The organism is Paenimyroides viscosum (assembly GCF_003858535.1).
Taxonomy (GTDB): domain Bacteria; phylum Bacteroidota; class Bacteroidia; order Flavobacteriales; family Flavobacteriaceae; genus Flavobacterium; species Flavobacterium viscosum.
On record NZ_RQTJ01000003.1, the window covers coordinates 35,580 to 60,986 of the forward strand.

General features: G+C 31.5%; 25 protein-coding genes. 11 read left to right on the plus strand and 14 right to left on the minus strand.

Annotated elements, in window-relative coordinates; all coding sequences use genetic code 11:
- Position 1: 1 nt before the first annotated feature.
- Entirely contained in the window at positions 2-886 is an 885-nt protein-coding gene (locus EG242_RS02260) for a glycosyltransferase family 2 protein (protein ID WP_124898296.1), read from the plus strand.
- Entirely contained in the window at positions 887-1,828 is a 942-nt protein-coding gene (locus EG242_RS02265) for a glycosyltransferase family 2 protein (protein ID WP_124898297.1), read from the plus strand.
- Here the strand turns inward: EG242_RS02265 and EG242_RS02270 are convergent.
- Complete coding sequence (locus EG242_RS02270) at positions 1,812-2,885, minus strand: glycosyltransferase (RefSeq protein WP_124898298.1); 1,074 nt, start codon at positions 2,883-2,885, stop codon at positions 1,812-1,814. The genes EG242_RS02265 and EG242_RS02270 overlap by 17 nt on opposite strands.
- Before the next feature lie 26 nt (positions 2,886-2,911).
- On the opposite strand from EG242_RS02270, the gene EG242_RS02275 reads away from it, so the two are divergent.
- The gene (locus EG242_RS02275) at positions 2,912-3,799 is read left to right on the plus strand and encodes a glycosyltransferase family 2 protein (protein ID WP_124898299.1); all 888 of its coding nucleotides are present in this window, start codon (positions 2,912-2,914) and stop codon (positions 3,797-3,799) included.
- Here EG242_RS02275 and EG242_RS02280 read toward each other — a convergent pair.
- From EG242_RS02280 to EG242_RS02305, 6 genes are read right to left on the minus strand one after another with little or no spacing between them, the layout of a single operon-like run.
- Positions 3,784-4,176: a sugar 3,4-ketoisomerase gene (locus EG242_RS02280; RefSeq protein ID WP_124898300.1), complete on the minus strand. Its 393-nt coding sequence runs from the start codon at positions 4,174-4,176 to the stop codon at positions 3,784-3,786. The genes EG242_RS02275 and EG242_RS02280 overlap by 16 nt on opposite strands.
- On the minus strand, positions 4,177-4,896 hold the full coding sequence (locus EG242_RS02285; RefSeq protein WP_124898301.1) for an LbetaH domain-containing protein: 720 nt from the start codon (positions 4,894-4,896) through the stop codon (positions 4,177-4,179). It abuts the gene before it with no gap.
- Positions 4,893-6,359, minus strand: coding sequence for an oligosaccharide flippase family protein (locus EG242_RS02290; RefSeq protein ID WP_124898302.1), 1,467 nt, complete (start codon positions 6,357-6,359; stop codon positions 4,893-4,895). Before EG242_RS02290 ends, EG242_RS02285 begins: the two co-directional genes overlap by 4 nt.
- Positions 6,360-7,349: a hypothetical protein gene (locus EG242_RS02295; RefSeq protein ID WP_124898303.1), complete on the minus strand. Its 990-nt coding sequence runs from the start codon at positions 7,347-7,349 to the stop codon at positions 6,360-6,362.
- Positions 7,349-8,446, minus strand: coding sequence for a DegT/DnrJ/EryC1/StrS family aminotransferase (locus EG242_RS02300; protein WP_124898304.1), 1,098 nt, complete (start codon positions 8,444-8,446; stop codon positions 7,349-7,351). Before EG242_RS02300 ends, EG242_RS02295 begins: the two co-directional genes overlap by 1 nt.
- A gap of 9 nt (positions 8,447-8,455) precedes the next feature.
- A complete protein-coding gene (locus tag EG242_RS02305; RefSeq protein WP_124898305.1) occupies positions 8,456-9,289 on the minus strand; it encodes a GNAT family N-acetyltransferase in 834 nt (277 codons plus the stop codon).
- Between the two features lie 230 nt (positions 9,290-9,519).
- Between EG242_RS02305 and thrS the strand changes: the two genes are divergently transcribed.
- The 6 genes from thrS (at position 9,520) to EG242_RS02335 (ending at position 14,405) form a co-directional block, all read left to right on the plus strand.
- Positions 9,520-11,460, plus strand: coding sequence for a threonine--tRNA ligase (gene thrS / locus EG242_RS02310; protein WP_124898306.1), 1,941 nt, complete (start codon positions 9,520-9,522; stop codon positions 11,458-11,460).
- Positions 11,461-11,530: 70 nt separating this feature from the next.
- Positions 11,531-12,052, plus strand: a complete 522-nt coding sequence (infC, locus tag EG242_RS02315; RefSeq protein ID WP_124898307.1) for a translation initiation factor IF-3 — start codon at positions 11,531-11,533, stop codon at positions 12,050-12,052.
- Positions 12,053-12,102: 50 nt separating this feature from the next.
- Positions 12,103-12,300, plus strand: a complete 198-nt coding sequence (gene rpmI / locus EG242_RS02320; protein ID WP_091518998.1) for a 50S ribosomal protein L35 — start codon at positions 12,103-12,105, stop codon at positions 12,298-12,300.
- A gap of 112 nt (positions 12,301-12,412) precedes the next feature.
- Entirely contained in the window at positions 12,413-12,757 is a 345-nt protein-coding gene (gene rplT, locus EG242_RS02325) for a 50S ribosomal protein L20 (RefSeq protein ID WP_124898308.1), read from the plus strand.
- A 134-nt stretch (positions 12,758-12,891) separates the two neighbouring features.
- The gene (locus tag EG242_RS02330; RefSeq protein WP_124898309.1) at positions 12,892-13,707 is read left to right on the plus strand and encodes a 2,3,4,5-tetrahydropyridine-2,6-dicarboxylate N-succinyltransferase; all 816 of its coding nucleotides are present in this window, start codon (positions 12,892-12,894) and stop codon (positions 13,705-13,707) included.
- Between the two features lie 191 nt (positions 13,708-13,898).
- Positions 13,899-14,405, plus strand: a complete 507-nt coding sequence (locus EG242_RS02335) for a hypothetical protein (protein WP_124898310.1) — start codon at positions 13,899-13,901, stop codon at positions 14,403-14,405.
- Between the two features lie 72 nt (positions 14,406-14,477).
- Here EG242_RS02335 and acs read toward each other — a convergent pair whose 3' ends face one another.
- From acs to EG242_RS02360, 5 genes are all read right to left on the minus strand, one after another.
- Entirely contained in the window at positions 14,478-16,385 is a 1,908-nt protein-coding gene (gene acs / locus EG242_RS02340) for an acetate--CoA ligase (RefSeq protein WP_124898311.1), read from the minus strand.
- A gap of 87 nt (positions 16,386-16,472) precedes the next feature.
- On the minus strand, positions 16,473-17,411 hold the full coding sequence (locus tag EG242_RS02345; protein WP_124898312.1) for an NAD(P)H-dependent flavin oxidoreductase: 939 nt from the start codon (positions 17,409-17,411) through the stop codon (positions 16,473-16,475).
- Positions 17,412-17,423: 12 nt separating this feature from the next.
- Positions 17,424-17,843, minus strand: coding sequence for a hypothetical protein (locus EG242_RS02350; protein WP_124898313.1), 420 nt, complete (start codon positions 17,841-17,843; stop codon positions 17,424-17,426).
- 65 nt (positions 17,844-17,908) lie between these two features.
- Positions 17,909-19,105 carry a tRNA 2-thiouridine(34) synthase MnmA gene (gene mnmA / locus EG242_RS02355; protein WP_124898314.1) on the minus strand — a complete coding sequence of 399 codons (1,197 nt, stop codon included), beginning with the start codon at positions 19,103-19,105 and terminating at the stop codon, positions 17,909-17,911.
- Between the two features lie 48 nt (positions 19,106-19,153).
- Entirely contained in the window at positions 19,154-19,786 is a 633-nt protein-coding gene (locus tag EG242_RS02360; protein ID WP_124898315.1) for a toxin-antitoxin system YwqK family antitoxin, read from the minus strand.
- Between the two features lie 193 nt (positions 19,787-19,979).
- Between EG242_RS02360 and EG242_RS02365 the strand changes: the two genes are divergently transcribed.
- Entirely contained in the window at positions 19,980-21,095 is a 1,116-nt protein-coding gene (locus tag EG242_RS02365; RefSeq protein WP_124898316.1) for an NAD(P)/FAD-dependent oxidoreductase, read from the plus strand.
- A 170-nt stretch (positions 21,096-21,265) separates the two neighbouring features.
- Positions 21,266-21,697, plus strand: coding sequence for a hypothetical protein (locus EG242_RS02370; RefSeq protein WP_124898317.1), 432 nt, complete (start codon positions 21,266-21,268; stop codon positions 21,695-21,697).
- A gap of 157 nt (positions 21,698-21,854) precedes the next feature.
- Here the strand turns inward: EG242_RS02370 and yidC are convergent, their stop codons facing one another.
- Both yidC and EG242_RS02380 read right to left on the minus strand, forming a co-directional pair.
- The gene (yidC, locus tag EG242_RS02375; protein WP_124898318.1) at positions 21,855-23,732 is read right to left on the minus strand and encodes a membrane protein insertase YidC; all 1,878 of its coding nucleotides are present in this window, start codon (positions 23,730-23,732) and stop codon (positions 21,855-21,857) included.
- A gap of 38 nt (positions 23,733-23,770) precedes the next feature.
- Complete coding sequence (locus EG242_RS02380; protein WP_124898319.1) at positions 23,771-25,387, minus strand: CTP synthase; 1,617 nt, start codon at positions 25,385-25,387, stop codon at positions 23,771-23,773.
- Positions 25,388-25,407 lie beyond the last annotated feature (20 nt).

Below are 25,407 nucleotides of genomic sequence, written 5' to 3' on the forward strand. Positions count from 1 at the left end.
AATGCTTTCTATATTAATTCCTACATATAATTACAATATATTTCCGTTGGTACAAGAGCTACACGAGCAATGTATTCAACAAAAAATAATATTTGAAATTATAGTTTTAGATGATTGTTCGATAAAATTTCATACAGAAAATAATAAAACAAACACTTTAAGTAATTGTATATATCAGATTCTAAATCAAAATATTGGAAGAAGTGCAATTAGAAATTTGCTTGCAACAAAAGCAACGTTTACTAATTTATTGTTTTTAGATGCAGATGTTCGATTAATTAATAAACAATTCATTAAAAATTATTTGAGTTTTATACAATACAATTCTAATTATGAGGTGGTTTATGGTGGAATTGTTTATCAAGAAAATCAACCTGAAACCAATCAGTTGCTACGATGGATTTATGGAAATGAACGCGAAGCTTTATCTGCAGAAAAACGTAATGAAAATGTATATGTTTCTTTTTTAACGCTGAATTTTTTAATTAAAAAAGATGTTTTTGCTAAAGTTAAATTTAACGAAGAAATTCCAAATTTGCGATACGAAGATTTATTGTTTTCATACGATTTAATGAAAAATAAAGTATTGTTACAACATATAAATAATCAAGTGGTTCATAACGGAATTGAAACCAGCGAATTTTTTCTGCAAAAAACCAATGACTCTTTAAAAGGATTGCAATTTTTACTTGAAAACAACTATTTACCAGCCGATTATTCAAAATTAACTGCTATTTATAAACTTTTAAAGCAAACGCATCTGCTTTGGATTGTTAATTTGCTTTATAAATCGTTCAAAACTAAATTCAAAAAAAACCTATTAGGTAGTAAACCTTCGTTATTTATTTATGATATTTACCGTTTAGGATATTTTAGTAAACTTTAAATGAAACCTTTTTTTTCAGTAATAATTCCGCTTTATAACAAAGAAAACTACCTTAAAAATACATTAAATTGTGTTTTTAATCAAACTTTTGTCGATTTTGAAGTTATTGTTGTTAATGATGGATCTACCGATAATAGCATAAAAGTTGTTGAAGAATATAAAGATGAACGTTTAATAGTTATTCATCAAAAAAATCAAGGTGTTTCTGTTGCCCGAAATACCGGAATGGCTCATGCTAAGGCGAATTATTTGTGCTTTTTAGACGCAGACGATTTGTGGAAAACAAACCACTTACAAGTTTTTTACGATACAATAGCTAAATTTCCAGAAGCAAAAATGTATTGTGGCAGATATGTTACTCAAATTTCAAAAAACACCTTTATAAATAATAATTTTATTGATATTGACGAAAACTATGAAGGTTATGTAACCGATTTTTTTAAAAGCAGTTTAATAAACCGAGTTGCATTAACGTCTGCAGTTTGCATTCATAAAGATATTTTTACTGAAATTGGTGGGTTTGATCCTGCATTAAAAAGTGATCAAGATTTAGATTATTGGATTAAAATTGCCTTAAAATATAAAATTGCAATTACAGCAAGTACTACATTAACGTATAACTTTATAAATGCCAATAAAAGTTTATCAAAAGACAATTCTAAATACCATAAACTAACCGATTTAAACCAATATAGATCGTTTGAAAAAGACAATAAAAGCCTACAAGCTTTTTTAGATATTTACAGAATTGAATATGGTTTGCATTATTATATGTTGGGTTTAAAAGAGAAATCTACCGAATATTTAATGTATGTAGATGCTGAAAATATGAACTATAAAACGCGATTTTTATTAAAATTACCTCCGTTTTTACTAAATGGATTACTTACGGTTAAACGAAAACTACGCAATTACGGAATAGATTTTACAGTTTATCATTAAGATATTGTTCCCACTGATTGCAAATAGCTTTAAGCTGAAATTGTTCGACAGAATTTTGAGCGTTTTGTTTTAATGATTGATACAATTCTTCGTTACCAACTAACTCATTCATACCATTAATCATTTTAGTTTGATTTTGATTTTCAATCAATAAACCATTGAATCTATCTATAATAATTTCATTAGGACCAGTTTCACAATCAAAAGAAATTACTGGTGTGTTCATGGTTAAAGATTCAACCAAAACTGTTGGTAAACCTTCATATTTACTGGTTAGTATCGTAAAAAATGCGTTTTTGTAATAGTTTTCAGTATTTGGTTGAAATCCTTTGAAATCTACAAAATCTGCAATATTTAATTTGTTAGCTAAAATTTTCATTTCTTCTAATCGAATACCGTCTCCTAAAATAATCAAGCGTATATCATTTTTCGGCAAAATACTTTTAGCATAACATTCTAGCAAAACATCAATTTGCTTAACATTTTCAAAATCCATTCGTGCAATAGCTAAAATATATTTTTCAGATACGTTTAAAGGGGTTTTAGGCAGTTTAACATCAACAAAATTATAAATCGTGGTAGTTTTTAATAAAGGAAAATCCTTAACTACAAGTTGCTCAATCCCTTTTGAAACACAAATAAAAGGTCGGTTTTTAAATAAAAATTCATTGAATTTTATCGATTTAAATAAATAATTGTAAATGTTTGAACTATGCACGTAATTTAGTACCGTTTCCTTATTATAAATAAACTTTTGCCACATAAATTCTGTCCAACCATTTAATCGGTAACGATGATCGATAATTAACTGAAACTGATTGTTTTTTAATGAGTTACGAATAGAACGGTACGCTTTAATTTTAGAAAATACACTTAAATTATCAATGTTAAATGTGTGTAGTTTTCCGGTAAACGGATAATCGATTTTAGATTCTAGCACATATAAATGCACTTCGTAGCCCATTTTTTCGAACAAAAAAGTACTATTTGCCACTACCCGCTCTAATCCACCAGCCGATAAAGAATAAGTAACCAATGCTATTTTATTTTTTTCCAATATATTTGTTGTAAATAAAAAAATGAATGTTTGTACCTGTTGTTTCTGTTATCTGTATTTGTTTTAATCACGAGGCTTTTGTTGAATACGCAATAAATTCGGTATTAAATCAAACCTATAAAAATATAGAATTAATTGTTGTTGACAATGGAAGTTCAGACAATTCTTACACGATAATTCAGGAAATTATTCAAAAGAACCCTGCGATAAAATTTTTAAGATTTAGCGAAACAGTCAGCAATACCAAGGCATTTAACACAGCATTTAAACAAAGTTTGGGTACATATCTTATAGATTTATCGGCAGATGATGTTTTACTTGAAGATTGTATTGAAAATCAGGTGGATTTCTTAGCACAGCAGCCTGATAATGTAGGTTTAATCTTTGGCAATGCTTACCATATTAACAAGAATGGAACTCGTGTAAAACCTTATTTTGAAGTTGATGAACGAGATAAAGTAACAGATTTTTTATTACACAAAACCAACTATTTAAGATTACTTTCAACAGGAGTTATCATGTGTTCGGTTGCATCTATGTTTACACGAAAGCATTTTGAAATTTTAAAAGGATACAACGAAGAATTATTTTTTGAAGATTTAGATTATTGGTTAAGACTTTCTAAAGTATTTGAAATAAAATTTTTGGACGTTTTTCTAGTCGAAAAAAGATTTTTACAGAATTCCTTAGGAAATCAATTTCATAAAAACGATGAATTTTCTAGAAAAATAAATAAATCACTCCGACAGATTTATAAAGAATCAATGGTACGAAATACATCTAAAGTTGAACACAAAGCCTTATTAAATAGAATTCATTACAGCATGGATCAATCGCTTAAAAACAAGCAATTAGTAGATTTTGTAAAGCTTTCCTTAATCGAAATTAGATGTAGATATTATTTGCTTAAGTAATTTTTAAAATCATTAAACTCGCGAATGTAATCACTTTCATCAAACTCATCAGAAGAAACCACCAAACAAACCGATCCTGATGAAAAATTACGCAACTCGCGCCATGTATTAACTGGCACATACAAACCCTCGTTAGGCTTAAATAAATGATATACTTTTTCTTGGGTTCCAGTATTTAAAACCACTTCAAAACTACCAGAAACAGCAATAATAAACTCCTGCTGGTTTTTATGTGCATGTCCACCACGTTCTGCTCCACTTGGAACATCGTACAAAAAATAAACTCTATTTATGGCAAACGGAATGGTATTTCCTTGAATAACAGATAAATTCCCTCGAGGATCTTCAATTTTTGGTAGTGTAATTATTTTGCTCATTTACAATTTAATTGTTAAATAGTTTTCTAAACTTTTTTTTTCTGATTCCCAGTCGCGAACTATATTTTCTTTAATAAATTTAGCAGGAATTCCGCCTAAAATTATATTTTCACCTAAAGAACAATAATCTTTGTTTAATAGAGAATTTGTTCCTACCAAGCAGTTATTTGGTGTTACAGTATTCCCTTTTATTGTAGAACGCGCACCAATAAAATTATACGAACCTATGATAATCTCTTTATTCATGGGAAGTTTGGTATTTGTTACCAAATCTTTCAACTCGTGAAAATTGGTATCTGTAATCAAGCATTCATTTCCAAATTGAACCCAATTACCGATTGATATACTTTTAAAACAAATTAATTCGGTACGGCTTGCAAAAGAGTTTATGTGTCCTAATTTTAACACAGCATCTTTTTTTACATATAATTTAGTATCTAAACCAAACTGAACCTTTCCATTAATTTCAATAACACCGTTAATAATCGCTTCACCACAAGAATTTTTTCTTTTAAATATTTCGTACGACTGACCAAATCCAACCAAACCAAAATGCGGCTTAGTATTTAAAACAATTTTTCCTCTAAATTGCATTATTTTAAATCCACGGTAAACAATAATAGGCAACAACAATGCTTCTTTAAAAGCAAAGGCTTTAAAGTTAATTTGTAAGGTTGCGAACCAATTTATACTTAAAAAATGTTTTAACCTATTGATCAAAATAATGATTTAAACTTATTGCGAATTTTAAAATCTAAAATATATTCATCTATTTTAATTAAGCTATATCCGGCAGATATTAAAAATACAATGCTGGCTATAATTTTAAAATACATTTTATCAAAAACTAAACTTAAAACTATTATTGCAAAAACTATAAATAATGATGCAACAAACTGTTTTTTAACAAAACTACTAATTTTAAAAGCGTATTTTTTATTTGTGTAATAATAAATATAAACTGCCGATAAAAGATAATTAATAAAAATGGATAAACCAATACCTATTAACCCCCATTTTTCGTAAAATAAAATAGTAAGCAACGCATTTAGCAAATCACTAACCGCATTTATATAAAAATATTGTTTAAAGTTTTGATGCGATAACAACAAGTAACCTACCGCATAATTAAAACTACGAAAAACAATAGAAGCTAATCCAAAAATAAGTATTTGATTAACCGGTAAAAAAGCTGACGAAAATAGTGTTTTTATAATAAAATCAGAAAAAGCATAAATTAATACAATTGCCGGTACTATTATAAGCAAACTTAGTTCTAACTGGTTGTTTATTAACTGTACAGATTGTTCACGATTGTCAATTGACTGTGATAATTTTGGAAAGAAAAATTTACCCATGGCAATAAATACAATTCCCAAGTAAGCAATTATAATTAAGTTGCTGGCATTATAGAAACTTAAGGTTTCTGCGCTAACATTATTAAAGTATGTACGAATTATAAAAAAACATAGAAAACCAATAAACGTGTTTAAAGCTAATAAACTCCCAGATTTTATGAATTTTTTAAAATAGATTTTTCGATCTTCTGCAGAAAACTTAACTTTTGTTTTGGGAACGGTACTTAATGTTGAATAAAATAGTAATGCCACTAAGGAATTAACAATCATTGCCATTATAATTCCTTGGGTACTAAAAAAGTAATACGCAGCTATTACAACAATAGTATTCAGTAGGTTAACAAGAACATTAATGCGAAGTAACTTTTGAAAATTTTGCGATCCTTCTAAATAAATTATTCTACTTTGGGTATAACTTGTGGCAACAAAATAAACCGATAAAGCAATAAACCAATAAAAATATTCGACCGTTTTAAAAGTTATAAAGCTTAAATTATACGCAAAAATAATGGAGATAATAGCAGATATAATACCGGTTAGTAATGAAAACTGCGTAACTGCTTTTATTGTTTTTGCATATTCTTCGTCGTTAGCTTTAATCGAAGAAATTTCTCTTACTCCTGTAAAATTGATTCCAAAGTTAGCAAACGAACCAATTAACTGAACCGCATTTTCTAATAAACCTAATAAACCAAACCCTTTTGTTCCTAAAAAATGAGTAGCAGCAACATTTGTTATTATTCTTAAAAATAAGCGCAAAATCTCAACCAATCCAAAAAGTGAAGTAGCTTTAAATAGTGTTTTATAGTGTTTTTCTTCTTTCATTTAATCTAAATTACAACCCATAAGTTCATAATTTTTCTTAATATCATTGTACCAATTCTGCCAAACATCGAACTTTATGTCAGAATTAGCACAACAGTTTTTAATCCATTCATCACTTATATCATTAGTGAAATTTAAACCGTGAGTACTTTGGTTATTATACCAAGCTTCGTTTAAGATGTAATTAAATTTAAAGACATCTAATGAATTTCCAAATTTTTCTTTTTGAATATCAGATGCTGTAAACTTAACGGTGGTTTTTAAAATTTCTTGCTTGGTGTTTCCTAATTTAAAATCATTTATTTTATATAAAACTTTTGAGATATTAGCCAACTCATCAACTTTATTTTGCGAATTTTTCCAAGTATTTTCGTAATATCGTTTAGAAAAAACACCACCAGCAACCATATATAAATGGTAATATTTTAAAAGTTCTAATTTATGATCGAACATTTTAACAACCAAACTTCCTAACTTAAATTTGTTTGTTCTAAAAATGGCATCAAACAAAAAAGGATTTTTAGTTAATACTTTTGGTTGAACAATATTAAAATGACTTGTTTTTTTTGTGATATTATCAGAAATCAGTTTACTGTTTTTTAACCATAAAAATTTTATCATATCCAATTTTAAATCATAAACATCTTTAGTAAAATCTTTATAATTTATTGGTTGATTAAACCACATATCGTCTTCTAAAAGAATAAAATATTCAGATCCTTTTAAAACTTCATCGCACCAAAAATTAGCAGGAATAACTTTTTCAGGGACTTTATTTAAAGAAATATCTTGACTTTTCTGCTGGTAATAAGGCGATTTTATAATTTGGACATCAGTAAATAATTCAATAATTTTATTTAAATATTTTTGCGGTGTTCCATCGTCTAAAACAACAACTCTTCCATCAAAATCATTCAAATAATGATAAATACTGGCAATTGTTCTATGCAACAAATAAGCACGATTAAACGATTTTATATAGATATCCATTAATAATTATTTATTTTTTCAATGATAAAATCTTGCTCATTTACAGTTAACGCCGGATTTAGCGGAATACTTACAATTTGCTGATGGATTAATTCTGATATTGGAAACTGTGAGCCGTGAAACTCTTGCATTGCCTCTTGTTTATGTGGCGGAATTGGGTAATGTATCAGTGTTTGTATTTCGTGTTCCAGCAAATAGTTTTGGAAATCTGCTCTATTTTCAACTCTTACAGGAAAAATATGAAATACATGTGCTTCAAAATCATCAATATATGGTAAAACAATCAACGGATTTGTAATTTCAGAAATATATCTTTTTGCAATTCCTTGTCTGGTTTTATTGTCAAAATCTAAATCGGGCAATTTCAAACGTAAAAAAGCCGCTTGTAATTCATCTAGCCTAGAATTTATACCTTTATATATATTGTGGTATTTTAGCTCAGATCCGTAATTGCGTAGACTTCTAATGCAATTTGCTAATTTAGAATTATTGGTTGTAACCGCACCACCATCGCCCAAACAACCTAAATTTTTACCGGGATAAAAACTAAATCCGGCAGCATCGCCAATAGCCCCAGCTTTTATATTTTCTGCTGTTGCACCGTGCGCTTGTGCGGCATCTTCTATTAATAGCAAACCAAAATCTTTGCAAAATGTTTTAATTTTCAGCGCATCGTTCACTTGTCCGTACAAATGCACCATTAAAACCGCTTTTGTATGCTGTGTAACCTGTTGTTGTAAAACATCTAAGGTTAAATTGTAGTTCAGCAAATTCGTGTCGACTAACTTTGGAGTTAAACCTGCATTAATAATTGCCAAAATACTTGCTATGTAGGTATTTGCAGGCACAATAACTTCATCTCCTTCCTTTAAAATACCTAATTCTACATAGCCTTTAAAAATTAAAAACAAAGCATCTAAGCCGTTACCAACGCCAATACAATGCGATACCTTGCAATATTGTGCAAATTCTTCTTCGAATTTTAATAATTCATCGCCCAATATGTAATGTCCTTTGTTAAAAAACAATTTAGTTTTTTCAAGAAAAGCTTCCTGATAAGGTTCATTCAGTTTTTTTAAATTTAAGTACGGAATCATGTTTTTTGGCTAATTAATATTAAAAGTATAAGTAGGAAATACAATGGTTCGCGCACCAAACTGCTCTTTCCAAGCAAGCAATGAACTGTTTTCTATTGTGGAATGATCTTGTGACGATGTGCCAAAATCAAAATAATCTGTTTTAAGATTTTGAATGATTTCACAATGAAGCAAATCTAAGCCGCCCAATTTATTATAGCTTGATTTACTTGCGATGTATTGGGATTTTACAAAGTTTTTATTGTTGAATAGAATAGTTCCAGCGATCATTTCGTTATTTAAAAAAGCTGCATACAATTCAATTTCATCAGGAAAACGCTCTTTAAGATACATTATCTCATCTAACGAATGAATTGGTTTTTTATTAAAACGCTCTTCTAATCTGGGTAGTAACAAATCGTTCCAAAAAGTTTTAAAATCGTTCGATTTTTTTATTTCGATTCCTTTTTTTACGGCATTTTTTGCATTTCGAACAACCGATTTTGAAAAAGCAACATCTTTTGTCTTGTAAATAACTGATCCTATATTCATTTCTACAGAACCTTCGTAAAACTGATGCAAAAACGTCAATTCATCATTTCCTGCTTCACAATAGATTAATGGTATTGTTTTTATAATTAATTCCGTAAAATTTTGATCTTTTAAAAAATCAAGCAATGCTGTAAAAATATCCTTGTATAAAGCAAATTTACATTCTTTTTTTACGATCAAACTTCCATACGTCAATCCTTTATGACTGTAACAAACCGTATCAATCTTACAAGCTGGTAATAATGCAACCAATTCATCATCTAAAAAAAACATGAGCGAAAAATCAGAAAACCGGTCGCTATGATATTCCATAAAATCACGTTGAAACAAAAAACACCCATTTTTTGCTTCGTTTACAAAACAATTCCAGTTATTTTTTAACTGATTTTCGTATCTTATAATTTTAATAGAATGTTTCTTGATCATTATAACAACGAAATAAAACAAAAACAACAACATTTCATAATGAAAGTGAACTATTTTTTGTTAACATAAAATAATTCTTTAGTATATTTGCGTGATAAAAAACTTCAATAGTAAAAATGATTAAAATAACATTACCAGATGGTTCGGTTCGCGAATACGCTTCAGGCGTAACTCCGCACGAAGTCGCTTTAAGTATAAGCGAAGGTTTAGCACGCAACGTAATTTCAGCAAACTTTAACGGCACCACCGTTGAAACGACTACGCCTTTAACCACCAATGGTAGTTTAACGTTATATACTTGGAACGATGCCGACGGTAAAAAAGCTTTCTGGCACTCTACTTCGCACGTTATGGCGCAGGTCTTACAAGAAATGTATCCGGGTATTAAATTAACTATTGGACCAGCAATTGAAAATGGTTTTTATTACGATGTTGATTTTGGTGAAAACAAAATATCTGAAAACGATTTCAAAGCAATTGAAGATAGAATTTTAGCAATTTCTAAAGAAAAGCACGAATTTAAAATGCGATCTGCATCAAAAGCAGAAGCATTGGAATTATATAAGGATAACGAATACAAAACCGAATTAATTCAGAATTTAGAAGACGGAACAATTAGTTTCTGCGATCACGCTACATTTACAGATTTATGTCGTGGTGGTCACATTCCAAATACAGGAATTATCAAGGCTGCAAAAATTCTTTCTGTTGCTGGTGCTTATTGGCGTGGTGACGAAAAAAACAAGCAGTTAACACGTGTTTACGGTATATCGTTCCCTAAACAAAAAGAACTTACCGAATATTTAGAAATGATCGAAGAGGCAAAACGCCGCGATCACCGTAAATTAGGTAAAGAATTAGAATTGTTTACTTTCTCTCAAAAAGTAGGTCAAGGTTTGCCATTATGGTTGCCAAAAGGTGCCGCTTTACGCGATCGTTTAGAACAATTTTTAAAGAAAGCACAGAAAAAAGCAGGTTATGAACAAGTTGTAACGCCGCACATAGGTCATAAAGAATTGTATATAACGTCGGGGCACTATGCAAAGTATGGTGCAGATAGTTTTCAACCAATTCACACACCTGTTGATGGAGAAGAATATTTGTTAAAACCAATGAACTGTCCGCACCACTGCGAAATTTACAACGCAAAACCTTGGTCGTACAAAGATTTACCAAAACGATATGCAGAATTTGGAACGGTTTATCGTTACGAACAATCGGGCGAATTACACGGATTAACTCGTGTTCGTTGTTTTACACAAGACGATGCACATATTTTCTGTACACCAGATCAGTTAGATGAAGAATTTAAAAAAGTAATTGATTTAGTACTTTACGTATTTGGATCTTTAGGTTTTGATAATTTTACAGCACAGGTTTCTGTTCGCGATTTAGACAAACCAGAAAAATATATCGGATCAGTTGAAAACTGGGAAAAAGCAGAAAATGCCATCATTAGCGCAGCCAAAGACAAAGGTTTAAATTATGTAATTGAAACTGGCGAAGCAGCATTTTACGGTCCAAAATTAGATTTCATGGTGAAAGATGCTTTAGGACGCCGTTGGCAATTAGGAACAATCCAAGTAGATTACAATTTACCAGAACGTTTTGAATTAACTTATAAAGGATCAGACGATAAAATGCACCGCCCGGTTATGATTCACCGTGCTCCTTTTGGTTCAATGGAACGTTTTATTGCAATTTTGTTAGAAAACACAGGTGGTCATTTCCCTTTATGGTTAATGCCAGAACAAGTTATTATCCTGTCTTTGAGCGAGAAATACGAAAAATATGCTAAAAAAGTTTTAGATTTGTTAGAAAATCACGAAATTCGCGCCAAACTTGATGATCGAAACGAAACAATAGGCAAGAAAATTCGTGAAGCAGAATTGCAAAAGTATCCGTTTATGCTGATTATTGGCGAGGATGAAGAAAACAATGCAACCGTTTCTGTAAGAAAACAAGGAGAATCAGGAAAATCGAACACTTCTATGAAAGTTGAAGAATTTATATCTTTAATAAACGAAGAAGTTAGTAAAACAATAAAACAATTTTAAGTTAAACCGCTTTTAATAAGCATTAAATCATATTACCATAGCAGTACATAACAGAAGAGGCTTTAGACCTCTGGAGAAAAAAGAAGATGCACACAGAATAAACGATAAAATCCGTGTGCCGGAAGTTCGTTTAGTAGGCGATAATGTTGAACCAGGTGTTTTTAAAACAACCGAAGCAATGGCTATGGCCGATGCGCAAGGATTAGATTTGGTAGAAATTTCTCCAAACGCTACGCCACCGGTTTGTAAAATCATCGATTACAAGAAATTTATCTACGAGCAAAAAAAGCGCGACAAAATGTTGAAAGCTAAAACTGCTCAGGTTTCTGTTAAGGAAATTCGTTTTGGTCCACAGACAGACGAACATGATTACGAGTTTAAAAAGAAAAATGCTATGAAATTTCTAAAAGAAGGTTCAAAATTAAAAGCATTCGTATTCTTTAAAGGTCGTTCGATCATTTATAAAGAACAAGGTCAGATTTTATTGTTGCGTTTAGCACAAGATCTTGAAGAATTTGGTAAAGTTGAAGCTATGCCAGTTCTTGAAGGTAAAAGAATGACCATGTATATTGCACCTAAGAAGAAAAATTAGTATTTTTGCAAAATATTGTTAAGTAAGATAACATAAATACCTAGGAACAAATGCCTAAAATGAAAACTAAATCTAGTGCCAAAAAACGTTTTACCGTTACAGGTTCTGGAAAAATTAAAAGAAAACACGCTTTTAAAAGCCACATCTTAACAAAGAAGTCTAAAAAGCGTAAATTAGCTTTAACTCACTCTGGTTTAGTACATAAAGCAGATGAAAGAAGCATCAAAGAACAATTAAGAATAATGTAATCGTTCTTTCGGTTAAAACAATTTAATAACCCTGGAGTGGGCTGATCATTAAAAATTCCGATCAAAAGTGATGTTTTTTACATCCGCCCTACTACAAAAAAAATTTAAAATTATGCCAAAAGCAAATAATGCAGTAGCATCAAGAGCAAGAAGAAAAAGAATTTTGAAGCAAGCCAAAGGTTTCTTCGGAAGACGTAAAAACGTTTGGACAGTAGCTAAAAACGCGGTAGAGAAAGCAATGACTTACGCTTACCGTGACAGAAAACAAAAGAAAAGAAATTTCCGTGCGTTATGGATTATGCGTATCAACGCTGGTGCACGTTTACATGGAATGTCTTATTCTCAATTCATGGGGAAAATCAAAGCTAACAACATCGAATTAAACCGTAAGGTTTTAGCAGATTTAGCAATGAACCACCAAGATGCTTTCACAGCTATCGTTAATAAAATTAAATAAACGTTTGTAAAACCCGTTTATCTTACTTACATATATAAAAAACCTGCTTTACGGCAGGTTTTTTTGTTTATATCTCAACATTGAATTTATTCAAATAGAAAGATTTAATATATTTGTAAAAAATAAAAAACAGCATGCAAGAATTAAAAAACATTATAGAGCAAGCTTGGGAAAACAGAGAATTGTTGCAACAAGAAGCTACACAAAATACTATTAGAAAAGTTATTGATTTAATTGATGACGGACAATTACGAACTGCAGAACCTGTAGATGGCGGTTGGCAAATTAACGAATGGGTTAAAAAAGCAGTGGTAATGTACTTCCCTATTCAAAAAATGGAAACATTAGAAGCAGGAATTTTTGAATACCACGATAAAATGCCTTTAAAACGCAATTATGCCGAAAAAGGTATTCGTGTAGTTCCTAACGCCGTTGCGCGTCACGGTGCGTATATTTCTGCAGGAGTAATTTTAATGCCGTCTTACGTTAATATTGGCGCGTATGTTGATGAAGGAACCATGGTTGATACTTGGGCTACCGTTGGATCTTGCGCACAAATTGGTAAAAATGTGCATTTATCTGGTGGTGTTGGTATTGGTGGTGTTTTAGAACCTTTACAAGCAGCTCCAGTAATTATTGAAGACAACGCTTTTATAGGATCTCGTTGTATTGTTGTAGAAGGTATTCGCGTGGGGAAAGAAGCTGTTTTAGGCGCAAATGTTTGCTTAACTGCTTCAACTAAAATTATTGATGTAACAGGAGAAACTCCTATTGAAATTAAAGGATACGTTCCAGAACGTTCTGTTGTAATTCCAGGATCTTACACTAAAAAATTTCCAGCCGGTGATTTTCAGGTTCCTTGCGCATTAATCATTGGAAAACGTAAGGAAAGTACCGATAAAAAAACATCTTTAAACGACGCATTACGCGAGCATAATGTAGCGGTTTAATTAAGATTTCAATTTATATCAAAAGTAGTAATAATTTAGTTACTGCTTTTTTTATGATCTACTAAAGTCTAATTTACAGTTTCACTCTTCTTCTATAAATATTTCATACATTTGCAAATAATTCAACTTAGACAAAGAACTACAGAAAGAACTTTCGTTATAAGTCAATTTAAAACATGAAAAATTAATATATGTCATTTCAAATTTGTTCTTGTAAAGGTTTAGATTCTAATTGTAAAATGTGCCATGGAAGCGGTTATGTAAATTCTCTAACCAGCGATAAGTCTTCGAATCAAAGAGATAAAAAATCGGTCGAAAAAAATAAATTATCAAGCGTTACCGAAATTCCAGATAATATTGATTCTTTAGCAAAAACAGATCTTGTAAATATTACCATGAAAGTAATTGCTTTGTTAGATCAAAAATCTAAAAAACAAATGCAAATTCTAAATTCAATTCCGTTTAGTTCAAATACATTCAGAAGAGATTTTAAAGAAAAATTTGCCAGCTTAAAAGCTTTTGAAGATGAAAAAATTGCTTTAAGAGAAAAACTTTATACCATTGAAAAAGAGCTTGTTAAACAAAAAATATCTGGCAATTTTAGGTTTAAGCATTTCTTATCGGATCAAGATATCGATGTAGATTCTAACAGACACCTTAAAGATTTGATCAGAGAATATAAAAGACTGAAAAATTAAAAATCAGTTTTATATTCTATTTAGTGATAAAAAATCCCTTTAAAATATTTTAAAGGGATTTTGTATTTTAAATTACAATCTATTTTCTATAATTGTTGCAACAACTTCTGGGTTAATCATTGTGGATGTATCGCCAAAATTATCTAGTTGATTTAATGAAATAGATCTTAAAACACGGCGTAGTATTTTTCCTGAGCGTGTTTTAGGTAAATCGTCTACAAACTGTATTTTATCTAGTTTACCAATTGGTCCGTAATGATCTGCAATTAACTGATTAATTTCTTTCTTTAAATTATCACGATCACGCGTGCTTCCTTCTACCTTTAACGAAATAAAAGCATATAAAGCGTTTCCTTTAATATCATGTGGAAAACCAACAACTGCCGATTCTGCTACCGCCGGATGTTGATTAATAGCATCCTCTATTGGTGCTGTTCCCAAATTATGTCCCGAAACAATCACCACATCATCTGCCCGACCCGTAATTCTGTAATATCCTACTTCATCACGCAGTGCATTATCGCCTGTGAAATAGGTACCTGGAAAATCAGAAAAATAGGTTTTTACAAATCGATCGTGATCTCCCCAAATTGTTCTAGCAATTGAAGGCCACGGGAATTTAACACATAAGCTTCCTGTTACCTGATTTCCTTGAATTTCGTTGTTTTTATCATCCATTAAAACAGTTTGTATTCCAGGAATTGGTAAAGTTGCATACGTAGGTTTTGTAGGTGTAATACATGCTAGTGGCGAAATCATGATTGAACCTGTTTCGGTTTGCCACCACGTATCAACTATAGGGCAACGTTTTTTTCCTACAAAATCGTTAAACCAATGCCAAGCTTCTTCATTTATTGGCTCTCCTACCGACCCTAAAACTCGTAACGATGATAAATCATGCGATGTAACATACGAATAATCATTGGTCATTAAAGAACGTATGGCAGTTGGTGCGGTGTAAAAATGTGTAACTTGATATTTATCAATAATATCCCAATAACGTGAAGGATTCGGATAGGTTGGAATTCCTTCAAAAATTACAGTTGTTGCACCGTTTAATAATGCGCCATATAAAATATACGAATGTCCGGTAACCCAACCTAAATCTGCAGTACACCAAAAAATATCACCTTCTTTATAATTGAATACATTTTGGAAGGTGTAAGCGGTTTGTATCATGTAACCAGCTGTTGTATGAACCATTCCTTTTGGTTTTCCGGTTGAACCTGATGTGTACAATATAAAAAGTGGGTCTTCGGAATCCATGATTTCTGCAATGTTTGATGCTTCGGCAGCTTCATATAATTCATCAAACCAAACATCAATTTTATCATTAAAAGCAACCGGTTCGTTGGTACGTTTTACAACCAAAACTTTTTCTACAACCGATAAACCTTCAATAGCTTTATCTACAACTTCTTTGGTTTTAATTGTTTTTTCGCCACGGAAACCTCCGTCTGAAGTTACTATAACTTTAGCACCACAATCTTCTACACGAGAACGAATAGCAGCATCGGAGAAACCTGCAAATATTACAGAATGAATGGCGCCAATTCTTGCACAAGCTAGCATTGTCACAGCTAATTCAGGAATCATAGGCAAGTAAATACATACTCTATCGCCTTTTTTTACACCTAACGATTTTAATACATTTGCTGTTTTTGAAACTCTGGTGTATAATTCGTTATAGCTGATATGCTGTGGTTCTTCGGAAGGATTATTTGGTTCAAATATAATAGCTGTTTTATCACCACGTTTAGATAAATGTCTATCGATACAATTTTTTGTGATGTTTAGTTTTCCGTTTAAAAACCATTTTATATCGCCTTTACCCATATCAAACTCGAAAACCTTATCCCACGCCTGATACCAAATAAAATTTTCTTCGGCAATTTTACTCCAGAATTTTCGAGGTTCACGAACAGATTTTTTATAATGTTTAAAGTACTGTTCTAAATCGGCAATTTTATAGTAGCTCATAATATTTATATTGAATAGGTACTAAATTTAATTAAAAAAGGAATATCTTAAATAAATATTCCTTTCTTTTTATTTTTTATGATGATTTTAGAAAGAAATATTTGTGTTTACCGATTTATTAAAATCTGCAATTACCTCTTTCATAACGTCACTTACTGGTTTAATTTCGTTTATCAAACCTACAATCTGACCAATTTCTAATTCACCATCGTCTAAATCTCCTTGAAACATACCGCGTTTTGCTCTTGCCCTACCCAACAATGTTTTTAGATCATCGGTAGTTGCACATTTGCTGTATGCATCTTGTACTTCGTTAAAAAATTTATTGCGAATTAAACGTACTGGTGCTAGTTCTTTTAAGGTAAGATAGGTGTCGCCTTCTTGAGCTTTCACACAAGTATCTTTAAAATTTTGGTGAGATGAACTTTCAATCGTCATTGCAAAGCGAGTTCCCATTTGCACTCCGTCTGCACCTAGAATCATGGCAGCATGCATTGCTTTACCTGTTGCAATACCACCGGCAGCAATCAAGGGAATTTGTAAATGCTGTTTAACCATTGGAATTAACGTTAACGTTGTAGTTTCTTCCCTACCGTTATGTCCGCCCGCTTCAAAACCTTCGGCAACCACAGCATCAACTCCCGCTTCTTGTGCTTTTAACGCAAATTTTGACGAACTAACAACGTGAACCACCGTAATACCCTTTTCTTTTAGCCAAGAAGTCCAAGTTTTTGGATTTCCAGCTGATGTAAAAACGATTTTCACTCCTTCATCAACAATAATATTCATTATTTCTTCAACATTAGGATACAGCATTGGAACGTTTACTCCAAAAGGTTTGCCGGTTGCTTTTTGACACTTCTGAATATGTTCACGTAAAACTTCCGGATACATAGATCCTGCACCAATTATGCCCAAACCGCCTGAATTGCTAACCGCTGCTGCCAATTTGTAACCGCTGTTCCAGATCATTCCGCCTTGAATAATTGGATATTTTATATTGAATAATTGTGTGATTCTGTTCATTTTATTGAGAATTTAATTTTTAAAATCTTTATGACCGTCTTGTACAAAAACTTTGGATATGGTGTTAAAAGGAACTTGATGCTTAAAATTAGGCATAAATCTTGATCTGCTTCCTGTTAATGTATCATTTTTAATAACAACAGTATCAAAATACATAGTGAATTTTTCGCCTTCAAAATTTATAAGACGCATTTCTATGGAAGGTGAGTTTTGCAGATAAAACATTTTTCCTTTTTTATCATAAACCTCCAAAGAATCAAGGCTAACCGCTATATAATTTGAATTTAAAAAAATAGATGCGTTATTTAAACGAATGTCTTTTTTTTCTAACGAACTATTTTCTAACTGATTTTTTAAACTTAACGGTGTAAGTTCGTACGTTTTGCAAGAAACGAAAAGCAATAGAAAGTAAAAAATAATAATTTTTTTCAAGCTGTAAAAATTAAAAACCAAACTAAAAAAATTAGTTTGGTTTTGCAATTATAATTTCAATTTTATTAAATTTTCGAAATAACTCCGGACCCAATCAGTTCTTCGTCTATATGCCAAGATACAAACTGACCTTCAGTTATTCCCGATTGTGGTTCGTTGAATCTTACAAACATTCCTTTTTCAGTTTGATGTAAGGTTGCTTTTTGTAATGGTTGGCGGTAACGGATACGTGCCATAACTTCCATTGTTTCACCGTTGTTCAAACGCATATCTTCACGTATCCAATGAATTTCATGAGGTTGCACCAATAAGGTTTTACGATACAAACCTGGGTGCATTGCACCTTGACCAGTATAAATGGCATTTTCGATTACGTTTGTATCAATAATAAACAACGCTTCTTTTGTGCCACCAACGTTCAACCCTTTTCGCTGACCAATTGTAAAGTAATGTGCACCATTGTGCTCACCAACATTCTTAGCCATTTCGGGTGTGTATTTTATAGAAGTTGCTTCCCACGTTAATTCGTCAATTAAAGAATCAAAAGTCGGTTTTTGATCAATGTAAATGGGATGATCCTTTGAAACTTCGTAAATAATTCCTTTTTTAGGCTTTAACTGTTGTTGTAAAAACTCAGGTAAACGTACTTTACCAATGAAACACAAACCTTGCGAATCTTTTTTATCAGCAGTAATTAAATCGTTTTTTGCAGCAATTTCACGTACTTCGGGTTTTAAATATTCGCCAATTGGAAACAAAGCTTTGGCTAATTGTTCTTGTGATAACTGACATAAAAAGTACGATTGATCTTTGTTGGGATCTTTACCTGCAAGTAACTTATAAACTGGTTTTCCGTTTACAATTTCCTCTTCTTTACGACAATAATGACCAGTTGCAACAAAATCGGCACCTAATTCTAAAGCTATTTTCATGAAAACATCGAATTTAATTTCGCGGTTGCACAAAACATCCGGATTTGGTGTACGTCCGTTTTCATATTCATAAAACATATAATCTACAATACGTTCTTTATATTCTTCGCTTAAATCTACTGTTTGAAAAGGAATTCCTAATTTATCGGCAACAAGCAATGCGTCATTACTGTCTTCTAACCACGGGCATTCGTCGGAAATAGTCACCGTGTCGTCGTGCCAATTCTTCATGAACAAGCCAATAACTTCATAACCTTGATCTAGAAGTAATTGTGCTGCAACACTTGAATCTACTCCACCAGAAAGACCTACTACTACTCTTTTTTTCATTGTTTAAAAATCGAACTGCAAAGTTACGATAATTGGTTGAGTTGCATTTTATTTAGAATCTTTTTTAGGCACAATTAGCTTTCCGTTAACATATTTTGCTTCGTCTGTAACTTTTCCTGTTTCATCGCGAATGATAATTTTACCGTCTAAACTACCATTTACATATTGTGTTTCTTTAATTTTCACACCATTTTCGGCATACTGATTAGAAATTCCATTTTCCACTCCATTTTTATATTCTAATTCTTCAGACAGATTTCCGGAAATATAATACACTTTTTTTAAGCCGTGAATTTTATCATTTTTATAGGGTTCTTCTGATAGAACATTCTGACCATCAACATGGTAAACCTTCCAGATTCCTTCTTTTAGCTTGTTTATATATAAACCTTCAGACATTTTCTTTTTTCCGTTGAAGAAAACTGTATAAACAGAACCATCGGCTTTAAATTCTTTGGTTGCAATTAGCTTTTTTTCGGGTTCATCAGCATAAAATTTAAAAGTTCCGGTTTCTTTTCCGTCTTTAAAAGTGCCCTCGTATTTTACAAAATTGGTTTTAGGGTAATAACCAACCCAAACACCTTCACGATTACCTTGCGCATTGGTTTTGTTGACATCTTGCGCATAAACAACTGTTGATGTAGCTAAAATTGCCAATGATGTTATAATATATTGTTTCATTTTTGCTTGCTTGATTAAATTGTTTCAAAAATACATTTTCTAGTTATGTATTTGCAATTATTTTGCCAGAAATTATAGTTTCATTTTTTCAAATTTAATTTTGTAGTTCATTTATAAACTAAAAATCAAAAATTTATAGTTTGAAGTTGAAAATTATTCAAAACAGCTTATTTTTGAAACAAATAACTTCAAAATGAATTTAAGTTTTTGGGAACTCGAAACCTATTTTAAAAATGTTGACTTTACCATCATCGGAAGTGGAATTGTCGGCTTGAGTACGGCATATCACTTACGAAAAAAACATGCTGAAGCAAAAATCGTAATCATTGAAAAAGGAATGTTGCCCGAAGGCGCAAGTGTCAAAAATGCGGGTTTTGCTTGTTTCGGAACTTTGTCAGAAATCCTTTGGTATCTGGAATCGAATTCTGAAGAAGAAGTTTACAAATTGGTCGAAAGAAGATTCAAAGGTTTGCAAAAGTTACGATCATTAATTCCTGATAAAAAAATGGATTATCATCAATTCGGCGGTTATGAAATTTTTCGGGAAAATGACAAAGAGTTGATGGAGCAAAGTTTATCCAATTTAGATAAAATTAATTCTTGGCTAAAACCGATTTTTAATGAAAATGTTTACAGAAAATCTGATAAAGATTTTGGTTTTAAAAACACAATTGGAATGATTGAAACTGATTTTGAAGGTCATATTCACACCGGTAAAATGATGAAATCTTTTGTGGAATTAGTGATTTCAAATAAAATATCCATTTTAAATAATGTAGAAGTTAAATCAATCAACGATTTGAATTCTGAAGTAGAAATTGAACTTGAAAATAGATTTCATTTCAATTCTAAAAAAGTTTTTTTGTGTACCAACGCATTTACCAAAAAATTATACGATTTGGACGTCGTTCCTGCTCGCGCACAAGTTTTGGTGACGAAACCAATTGAAAATTTACCTTTTAAAGGATGTTTTCACATGGACGAAGGTTTTTATTATTTTAGAAATATTGGCAACCGCGTTTTGTTTGGCGGCGGGCGAAATCTGGATTTGGAAGGCGAAACCACAACTGAATTCGGCACGACAGATTTAATTCAAAATCAATTGGAAACTTATTTAAAAGAAGTTATTCTACCGAATCATGCATTTGAAATCGATCATCGTTGGAGCGGCATTATGGGTATGGGCGAACAGCGAAGTCCGATTGTGAAACAGCTTTCTGACAATGTTTTTTGTGGCGTTCGTTTAACAGGAACAGGCATTGCGATTGGTTCGATTGTGGGTGAAGAGTTGGCGGATTTGATAGATTAGTTATATTCTTTTGGCTACAAACCTGATTTATGCTAACATTATTACGCAAAGTCAGAGACTTTGTGTAGCCGGAGACTTTGCATATCGGTAAAAACAATAATAACGGACTTCGATATTATTAACTATACGATTAGAATTTTGTAAGTTTACACTTAATTTAATTTTCAAAAATGAATACAAAAAAAATACTATTATTATTTGTTATTTCAATAGCATTGATGAATTGCTCACCTAAAAATAATAATTCTATTATTGGAGAATGGGAAATGATTGAATATGATCAATTTGTTAGTGCTAATTTTCAAAAAGATGGAATTGTGAAATTCACTTCTAAAGATGGTGATAGTCTAGGTGGGGAAAATTATTTTTTTGCAGGCATTCAAGGAGCTGCTATGAAATATGAAATTGACAATTCTATTCAACCAAATAATATGAATATTATTGTTATTGATAACAAAACAGGTTTTGAAATTAGAACAATGAAATGTATATATAAAATAGAGTATGGAATTTTAAGTATAAACTTTTCTTTTGATGATATTAGACCTGATGATTTTACTGATACTGAAAATCACACTAATATTAATTTTAAAAGGAAATAAAATACTTATGTAAATTGAAAACTTAAAAATTTACAAAAAATTTTCATATCTACCTTCTATTTTATATTCAAAATTTCGTAACTTAAATAGATTTATTTCATACTAAAAAAAAGCACCCTTTTTCAAGGATGCTTTAAATGTAATTTATTTTATTGAATTACTTTTTATTTTGATTCGCTTTTTGTTGTTGCGCTTGTTCCATCAATTCATCCATTTTACGTTGGAATTTAGATTTAGGCTTGTCTTTTGATTTGTTTGTTTCGATAATCACTTTTACTTTATCTTCTGTAACAATCTTGTTTTTAATTACATACATAATACCGATGGTAATTAAATTCGATATAAAATAGTACAACGATAAACCAGATGCGTAATTGTTAAAGAAGAACAACATCATGATTGGCGAAATGTAAATCATTACTTTCATGATTTTACCCATATCTGGCATACCTTCTTGTTGCGGAGTCATTGCAGCCTGATCGCCTGTTGTCATTTTCATGTAAAAGAACGTTGCTAAAGCAGCTAAAATTGGGAATAAAGCTACATGGCTTCCGTAAAAAGGAATACTAAATGGCAATGTATAGATGCTATCATAAGAGGATAAATCGTCTGCCCAAAGGAATGCTTTTTGTCTTAAATCGAACGCTGATGGAAAGAAACTGAACAATGCATAGAAAATTGGCAACTGAATCAACATTGGAATACAACCTGCCATTGGATTAACCCCTGCTTTGTTGTAAAGCTTCATTGTTTCTTGTTGCTTTTTCATTGGATCTTTAGCATACTTTTCATTTAATTCGTTCACTTCCGGACGAATTAATTTCATTTTTGCTTGCGATACATACGATTTATACTGAACCGGCGACATTATTAAACGAATTACAACCGTGAATAATATAATAGCAATTCCGTGTGGAATTAAATTCGTTAATAAAGTAAACAACGGTATAATGATTAATTTGTTTAACCAACCAAAAATTCCCCAACCTAACGGAACAATTTCATCTAAGTTTCTGTCGTAATCATTTAAAATGTTATAATCTGCAGGTCCCATATACAAATTCATGCTATAGGTAAGTTCGCCACCTTTAAATTCTAATGGCATAACAGCAGTAAAATCTTTTAAAAATTTAGCATTATCATCTTCATCTTCAACTAAATTTTCTTGATTTATTTTGGCAGTTTTAAATGCAGTATCCGTTAATAAAACCGAAGTAAATAAATGTTGTTTAAATGCTACGTAAGATAAATCTACTACATCCTCTGAAGTAGTTTTTGCAGGATTCAAATAATCATCTTTACCATCTTCGTACTCATAAACTATTTCTGCATAACGGTTTTCATAAGTTATTGATTTTTCGTTCCGTGTAGCTTTTAACTGCCAAGTTAATTCTGCTGGGTTTGCTGTATTTAAAACCGAACTTAAACCAACAGATTTAATGCTTAAATCTAACATATATTTGTTAGGTATTAATACATAACGATACTCTAAATAAGCAGTTTCAGATGTTTTAAGCTTCATTGAAACCACTGTGTTTTCACCTTCTTTTGATAAAGTAGGCTCAAACAACATATCTTTTGTACTTAAAAGGCGATTGTCTTTTGTAGCTAATTTTAAATCTAATTTAGAGTTATTGTTCGTGATGATTTTAACCAAATCATCATTTTTGCTCGAAATTCGTTTTTGATCGTTAACAATTACCTCTTTGATGTATCCGCCTTTTTTAGAAAAAACAACAGTTAATACACCATTATTTACTTCGATATCTTTAGCATTAACAACAGTTGGTAAAGTTGCTCCATAAGCAAAAGAACCCAATTGGTTTTGAAGTTGCGCAGATGCCAATGTATCATTTTGTGCATTTGCAGCCAATTGATCTATTGGAGTTGATACAGCCTTTTCGGTTGTAGCTGTTTCGGTTGTTTTGTCGTCTTTTTTATCAGAAAACATGGTTCCAGAAACCATCCAAAACAATAAAACGGTAATTATAGCCATACCTATAAGGCTACTTTTGTCTAATTTTTTTTCTTCCATTCTTGAAATTTATTACTTCTTGAAAACGAGTAATTTTATTACGAATTAAGTTTTTTATCAACAGCGGCTTTAATAAACGCAGAAAATAAAGGATGTGGATTTGCTACAGTACTTTTGTATTCTGGGTGATATTGTGCTGCAACAAAAAACGGATGATTTGGCAATTCTATAATCTCAACCAATTTTGTTTCAGGGTTAACACCCGAAAGTACCATACCTGCTTTTTCAAATGCTTCGGTATAATAGTTATTAAACTCGTAACGGTGACGGTGACGTTCATTAATTAAGTTACTTTGGTAAATATCAAAAGCCTTTGTGCCTTCCTTGATTTCACAGTCCCAACCACCTAAACGCATGGTTCCGCCTTTATCGGTAATTGTTTTTTGCTCTTCCATAAACGTAATTACCGGATACGGCGTATTATCGTTCATTTCTGTTGAATTGGCATTTTCGTAACCTAATACATTTCTCGCAAATTCAATAACAGCCATTTGCATTCCCAAACAAATTCCCATAAATGGAATGTTGTTTTCACGTGCATAACGAACCGTTTCGATCTTGCCTTCGATACCGCGAGATCCAAAACCAGGAGCTACCAAAATACCGTCTAAATTTTTCATTTTTTCGGCAACATTCTTAGTAGTTAAATACTCTGAATGAATACTTACTACATTGACTTTAGCATAGTTAGATGCACCAGCATGAACAAACGCTTCAAGTATCGATTTGTATGAATCCTGTAATTCTACATATTTTCCTACCAAACCAATATTAATGGTATGTTTCGGATTTTTTAATCGGTGTAAGAAATCGTTCCATTTGGTTAAATCAGGTAATCCTTTTTCAGGAAGATCCAATTTTTTTAATGCAACAATATCCAAACCTTCTTCTAACATATTGTTTGGAACTTCGTATATTGTTGAAGCATCGATTGACTGAATAACCGATTCTTGTGAAACATTACAAAAAGCTGCCAGTTTACGTTTAATATCTAAAGATAATTCATGCTCTGTTCTGCAAACCAAAATATCTGCCTTAATACCACTTTCCATTAATGTTTTTACAGAATGTTGCGTAGGCTTGGTTTTTAATTCACCTGCTGCTGCCAAGTAAGGCACTAATGTTAAGTGAACCACAATGGCGTTTTTATCGCCTAAATCCCATACTAATTGTCTTACAGATTCAATATAAGGTAACGATTCAATATCGCCAACAGTTCCGCCAATTTCGGTAATTACAATATCGTAATCGCCCGATTTGCCCAACAACTGCATACGTTCTTTAATTTCGTTGGTAATGTGCGGAACTACTTGTACCGTTTTTCCTAAAAATTCGCCACGACGTTCTTTTTCGATTACCGATAAATAAACGCGACCTGTTGTTACGTTGTTTGCCTGTGAAGTAGGAACGTTCAGAAAACGCTCGTAATGACCTAAATCTAAATCGGTTTCGGCACCATCGTTTGTTACGAAACATTCACCATGTTCATAAGGATTTAAAGTTCCAGGATCCACATTAATATACGGATCGAACTTTTGAATGGTTGTTCTATAACCTCTTGCTTGTAATAATTTTGCCAGAGATGCTGCAATAATTCCTTTTCCAAGTGATGATGTTACACCGCCTGTTACGAAAATATATTTACATTGTTTCATTTGTAAAATATGTTGTATGT

Bases quoted from the DNA above. Each gene is read 5' to 3' on its own strand.
- EG242_RS02260 (WP_124898296.1), top strand. From the start codon at position 2: ATGCTTTCTATATTAATTCCTACATATAATTACAATATATTTCCGTTG.
- EG242_RS02265 (WP_124898297.1), top strand. From the start codon at position 887: ATGAAACCTTTTTTTTCAGTAATAATTCCGCTTTATAACAAAGAAAAC.
- EG242_RS02275 (WP_124898299.1), top strand. From the start codon at position 2,912: ATGTTTGTACCTGTTGTTTCTGTTATCTGTATTTGTTTTAATCACGAG.
- EG242_RS02280 (WP_124898300.1), bottom strand. From the start codon at position 4,176: ATGAGCAAAATAATTACACTACCAAAAATTGAAGATCCTCGAGGGAAT.
- EG242_RS02290 (WP_124898302.1), bottom strand. From the start codon at position 6,359: ATGAAAGAAGAAAAACACTATAAAACACTATTTAAAGCTACTTCACTT.
- EG242_RS02295 (WP_124898303.1), bottom strand. From the start codon at position 7,349: ATGGATATCTATATAAAATCGTTTAATCGTGCTTATTTGTTGCATAGA.
- EG242_RS02300 (WP_124898304.1), bottom strand. From the start codon at position 8,446: ATGATTCCGTACTTAAATTTAAAAAAACTGAATGAACCTTATCAGGAA.
- EG242_RS02305 (WP_124898305.1), bottom strand. From the start codon at position 9,289: ATGGAATATCATAGCGACCGGTTTTCTGATTTTTCGCTCATGTTTTTT.
- thrS (WP_124898306.1), top strand. From the start codon at position 9,520: ATGATTAAAATAACATTACCAGATGGTTCGGTTCGCGAATACGCTTCA.
- rpmI (WP_091518998.1), top strand. From the start codon at position 12,103: ATGCCTAAAATGAAAACTAAATCTAGTGCCAAAAAACGTTTTACCGTT.
- rplT (WP_124898308.1), top strand. From the start codon at position 12,413: ATGCCAAAAGCAAATAATGCAGTAGCATCAAGAGCAAGAAGAAAAAGA.
- EG242_RS02330 (WP_124898309.1), top strand. From the start codon at position 12,892: ATGCAAGAATTAAAAAACATTATAGAGCAAGCTTGGGAAAACAGAGAA.
- EG242_RS02335 (WP_124898310.1), top strand. From the start codon at position 13,899: ATGTCATTTCAAATTTGTTCTTGTAAAGGTTTAGATTCTAATTGTAAA.
- acs (WP_124898311.1), bottom strand. From the start codon at position 16,385: ATGAGCTACTATAAAATTGCCGATTTAGAACAGTACTTTAAACATTAT.
- EG242_RS02345 (WP_124898312.1), bottom strand. From the start codon at position 17,411: ATGAACAGAATCACACAATTATTCAATATAAAATATCCAATTATTCAA.
- mnmA (WP_124898314.1), bottom strand. From the start codon at position 19,105: ATGAAAAAAAGAGTAGTAGTAGGTCTTTCTGGTGGAGTAGATTCAAGT.
- EG242_RS02360 (WP_124898315.1), bottom strand. From the start codon at position 19,786: ATGAAACAATATATTATAACATCATTGGCAATTTTAGCTACATCAACA.
- EG242_RS02365 (WP_124898316.1), top strand. From the start codon at position 19,980: ATGAATTTAAGTTTTTGGGAACTCGAAACCTATTTTAAAAATGTTGAC.
- EG242_RS02370 (WP_124898317.1), top strand. From the start codon at position 21,266: ATGAATACAAAAAAAATACTATTATTATTTGTTATTTCAATAGCATTG.
- yidC (WP_124898318.1), bottom strand. From the start codon at position 23,732: ATGGAAGAAAAAAAATTAGACAAAAGTAGCCTTATAGGTATGGCTATA.
- EG242_RS02380 (WP_124898319.1), bottom strand. From the start codon at position 25,387: ATGAAACAATGTAAATATATTTTCGTAACAGGCGGTGTAACATCATCA.